Raw genomic sequence first — 4,158 nt, 5'->3', positions numbered from 1 at the left:
GCCCTGCTCTGCTCCAGCGGCGAGCGGCTGCTGCGCATTGGCGAAGGCCGCGTCACGCCCGAGGGCAGCTTCGACACCGCCATCACCTGCCTGGCCAGCGGCGTGGACGGCGCCCTGGCCATCGGCCTGGACGGCCAGGGCCTGCTGCTGCGCGGCGGCACCCACCATGGCCGCCGCATAGGCCCGGTCATGGACCAGCCCCTGCGCTGCCCCACGGCGGCGCTGTTCCTCGATGGCGATACGCTCGTCGTCGCATCGGGCTCGGAGCGCTTCGCCGCCAGCCAGTGGAAGCACGACCTGATGGCCCATGGCCGCAGCGGCAGCATCTGGCGCATCGACCTGCGCAGCGGCGCCGCCCGGCGGCTGGCGCACGGCATGGCCTTTCCCTACGGCCTGGCGCTGGCCGATGACGGCAAGCTGCTCGCCACCGAAGCCTGGGCGCATCGCGTGGTGGAACTGGATGCGCAGCACCCCTCGGCCCCGCGGCCCGTGCTCGAAGACCTGCCCGCCTACCCCGCGCGCTTGGCGCGCGCCACCCGGGGCGGCTACTGGCTCGCGCTGTTCGCGCCGCGCAACCCGCTGATCGAGTTCGTGCTGCGCGAGCCGCGCTACCGCGAGCGCATGGTGGCCGAGGTCGATCCGCGCTTCTGGATCGCGCCGACGCTGGCCGCGCGCAGCAGCTTTCGCGTGCCGCTGCAGGCCGGGGCGATCCGGCAGATGAACATCCTCAAGCCCTGGGCGCCGACCTTCTCCTATGGCCTCGTCGCGCACCTCGACGCCCACCTGCTGCCCACCGCGAGCTGGCACAGCCGCGCCGATGGCAGCGTGCACGGCGTGACCTCGCTGTGCGAGCACCAGGGGCAGCTCATCGCCGGGGCCAAGGGCTGCGGCCGCGCCGTGCGCATAGACCCCCAGGCTTGGAAGGACTGAACATGAGCAAGCTCCTTGAAATCCGCGCGGCGACCAAGGCGTTCCGCGGCGTTGCGGCGATCCAGGGCGTGGACCTCACGCTCGAACATGGCCAGGTCCATGCGGTGCTCGGCGAGAACGGCGCGGGCAAGTCCACCCTGATGAAGGCCCTGGCAGGCGTGCACGCGCTGACCTCGGGCGAGATCCTGATCGACGGCCGACCCGTGGCGTTCACTTCGCCCGCGCAGGCCCTGTCCAGCGGCATCGCCATGGTGTTTCAGGAGACCAGCCTGGTCGGCTCCATGAGCGTGGCGCAGAACATCTACCTGGGCGAGGAGAAGTTCCTCAACCGCCTGCGCGGCCTGTACATCCGCGCCCAGCAGTCGCTGCAGAGCATGGGCTTCGACGTGGACCCCACGGCGCTGGTCAATTCGCTCGGCGCCGCGCAGCGCCAGATGGTGGAGGTGGCGCGCGCCACGCACCACGACGCCAAGATCATCATCTTCGACGAGCCCACCGCCACCCTCACGCCCGAGGAGCGGCACCACTTCTTCGAGCTGCTGCGGCGCCTGAAGGCGCAGGGCGTGGCCATTCTGTTCATCACCCATGCGCTCGAAGAGGCGCTGACCCACTCCGACCAGATCACCGTGCTGCGCGACGGCCGGCGCGTGGCCTACGGCCCTACGGCCGGCTTCACGCGCGACAGCGTGGTGCAGGCCATGGTGGGGCGCGAGCTGAGCAGCGAACTGCACGGCGAGGGCGGCCCGGCGCGGCGCTGCGTGCGCAAGCCCGGCGCCAGGATGCTCAGCATCCTGAACCTGTCGATGGGCAACGCGGTGCGCAACACCTCGTTCAGCGTGTATGCGGGGCAAATCACCGGCATGTTCGGCCTGATCGGCGCCGGGCGCACCGAAACCATGAAGATCGTCGCCGGCGCCATGAAGCGCAACCTGTTCGACGGCGGCGAGATCCGCTTCATGGGCCGCCCCATCCGCTACCGCGTGCCGCGCCAGGCGGTGCATGACGGCATCGTCTACGTCACCGAAGACCGCAAGCTCGACGGCTTCTTCGAGACCCTGTCCATCGCCGACAACATCTTCGCGGGCGAACTCGCGCTCGGGAGCAATCCAGCCTCGGCGGTGTCGATGTCGCGGGCACGCGCGCTGGCCAGGCACTGGACCAAAGCGCTGCAGGTGCGCGCCATCGACAGCGACGCCAAGGTGATCGAACTCTCGGGCGGCAACCAGCAGAAGGTGGTGATCGCCAAGGCGCTGGTGCAAAAGCCCCGGCTCGTCATCTTCGACGAGCCCACGCGCGGCGTGGACGTGGGCGCCATCGCCGAGATCCACCAGTTCATCCAGCAACTGGCGGACCAGGGTATCGCGGTCGTCGTGATCTCATCCTACCTCCCGGAAGTGCTGGCGCTGTCCGACCGCATCCTGGTGGCGCGCCAGGGGCAGATCGTCGAGGAAATGTCCGCCGTGGACGCTACCGAGGCCAGAATCATGTATGCGGCGGTTCATTAGCCTGACGTGCTCCGCCTCCAAAGTACGGAACATCTGCACGGCGGAGCTTGCCCGAACCGGCCTTGGCTGGCCCAATCGAACGTGAAATCTTCCACATTCCGGTGACCCATGCGCTACGAGGACTTCCAGTTCATCCAGTTCGACCGCCAGCCCGACGGCGTGCTGCTGGCCACGCTCAACCGGCCCGAGGTCATGAACGCCACGAACAACCGCATGCACTGGGAATTGACCCAGTTGTGGGGCGTGGTCCATGACGACACCAGCGTCAAGGCCATTGTGGTCACGGGCGCGGGCGAGCGGGCATTTTCGGCGGGCGGGGACCTGTCGATGGTGGAAGAGATGGCCAGCAGCCAGGAAGCGACCCTGCGCGTGATGAAGGAGGCCTCCGACATCGTCTACAACATGCTGGCCTGCGACAAGCCGATCATCTCGGCCATCAACGGCACGGCCGTGGGCGCGGGCCTGGCCGTGGCGCTGCTGGCCGACGTGAGCGTGATGGCCGAGGACGCCAAGCTCACCGACGGCCATGCGCGCCTGGGCGTCTCGGCGGGCGACCACGCAGCGCTCATCTGGCCCCTGCTGTGCGGCATGGCCAAGGCCAAGTACTACCTGATGACGGCCGATTTCGTCGACGGCAGGGAGGCCGAGCGCATCGGCCTCGTGAGCTTCTGCGCCCCGCGCGCCGAGGTGCTGCCCCGCTCGCTCGCCATCGCCTCCCGTCTGGCGGGCGGCAGCCAGACCGCTATCCGCGCCACCAAGAAGTCGCTCAACCACTGGATGCGCCAGGCCGGCCCGATCTTCGACAACTCGCTGGCCCTGGAGATGCTGTGCTTCCTGGGTGCGGACGTCAAGGAAGGACTTGCCGCGCTGCGCGAGAAGCGCGCGCCCGATTTTCCCTCGGCGCGACTGCCGCAGTAGACGAGTGCCTGCCATGAGTTCATGGCAGGCGATTTTAACTAACTAACGTTAGCTAAAAGAATAGCAGGAGACAAGGATGACGAGCGGCATCGCCCTCAAGCGCTACGAGCACCTCTACATCAACGGCGAGTGGGTCAAGCCGCTCGATGGCGAACTGGTCGAGAGCATCGACCCCGCCACCGGCCAGCCCTGGGCCGTCGCGCCCATGGGCGGGGCGCGGGACATCGACCGCGCGGTGGCTGCCGCGCGCCAGGCATTGCCCGCCTGGAGCCGCAGGCCCGGCCATGAGCGGGCCGCGCTGCTGCGTCGCCTGGCCGACCTGTTCGCCGCGGCCATTGCCCAGTTGGCGGTGATCGAATCGCAGGACAACGGCAATCTGGTGCGCGAGCACCGCGCCAGCCTCACGGCCCAGGTGCAGTGGTACCAGTGGTTCGCCTCGCTGGCCGACAAGGCGCAGGGCAGCACCATCCCCATCGACGACAGCGTGCACGCCTTCACCACGCGGGTGCCGGTGGGGGTGGTCGGCGCCATCATTCCGTGGAACGCGCCGCTGCTGGCCGCCTGCCTGAAGATCGGCCCGGCCCTGGCCGCGGGCTGCACGCTGGTGGTCAAGCCGGCCGAATCCACGCCCATCTCCGCGCTGGAGCTGGCGCGGCTGGTGCATGAAGCGGGCTTTCCGCCCGGCGTGTTCAACGTGGTGCCAGGCCATGGCCGCACGGCGGGGCAGCGCCTGGTGGAGCACCCTGACGTGAACAAGATCTCCTTCACCGGCTCCACCGCCACCGCCAAGCGCATGGTGCAGAGC

Annotated in this window: 4 protein-coding genes; all 4 read left to right on the top strand. The window is 69.0% G+C overall.

Annotated elements, in window-relative coordinates; all coding sequences use genetic code 11:
- Positions 1-930, top strand: a 930-nt coding sequence (locus JHD63_RS21870; protein ID WP_198972899.1) for a strictosidine synthase, incomplete at its 5' end; no start/stop codon positions are given.
- A 2-nt stretch (positions 931-932) separates the two neighbouring features.
- A complete protein-coding gene (locus tag JHD63_RS21865; protein WP_198972898.1) occupies positions 933-2,435 on the top strand; it encodes a sugar ABC transporter ATP-binding protein in 1,503 nt (500 codons plus the stop codon).
- A gap of 108 nt (positions 2,436-2,543) precedes the next feature.
- Positions 2,544-3,353, top strand: coding sequence for an enoyl-CoA hydratase/isomerase family protein (locus JHD63_RS21860; RefSeq protein ID WP_198972897.1), 810 nt, complete (start codon positions 2,544-2,546; stop codon positions 3,351-3,353).
- A 76-nt stretch (positions 3,354-3,429) separates the two neighbouring features.
- The coding region (locus JHD63_RS21855; protein WP_198972896.1) for an aldehyde dehydrogenase family protein at positions 3,430-4,158 on the top strand (729 nt) is incomplete at its 3' end.

Origin of the sequence: Xylophilus sp. ASV27, from assembly GCF_016428875.1 — a bacterium.
Classification (GTDB): Bacteria; Pseudomonadota; Gammaproteobacteria; order Burkholderiales; family Burkholderiaceae_C; genus Xylophilus.
The sequence above is the reverse complement of the archived record's forward strand: the minus strand, read 5'-3'. Positions and strand labels throughout refer to the sequence as shown.

What these genes read in the sequence shown, in the direction of transcription:
- JHD63_RS21865 (WP_198972898.1), top strand. Translation starts at nt 933, where the DNA reads ATGAGCAAGCTCCTTGAAATCCGCGCGGCGACCAAGGCGTTCCGCGGC.
- JHD63_RS21860 (WP_198972897.1), top strand. Translation starts at nt 2,544, where the DNA reads ATGCGCTACGAGGACTTCCAGTTCATCCAGTTCGACCGCCAGCCCGAC.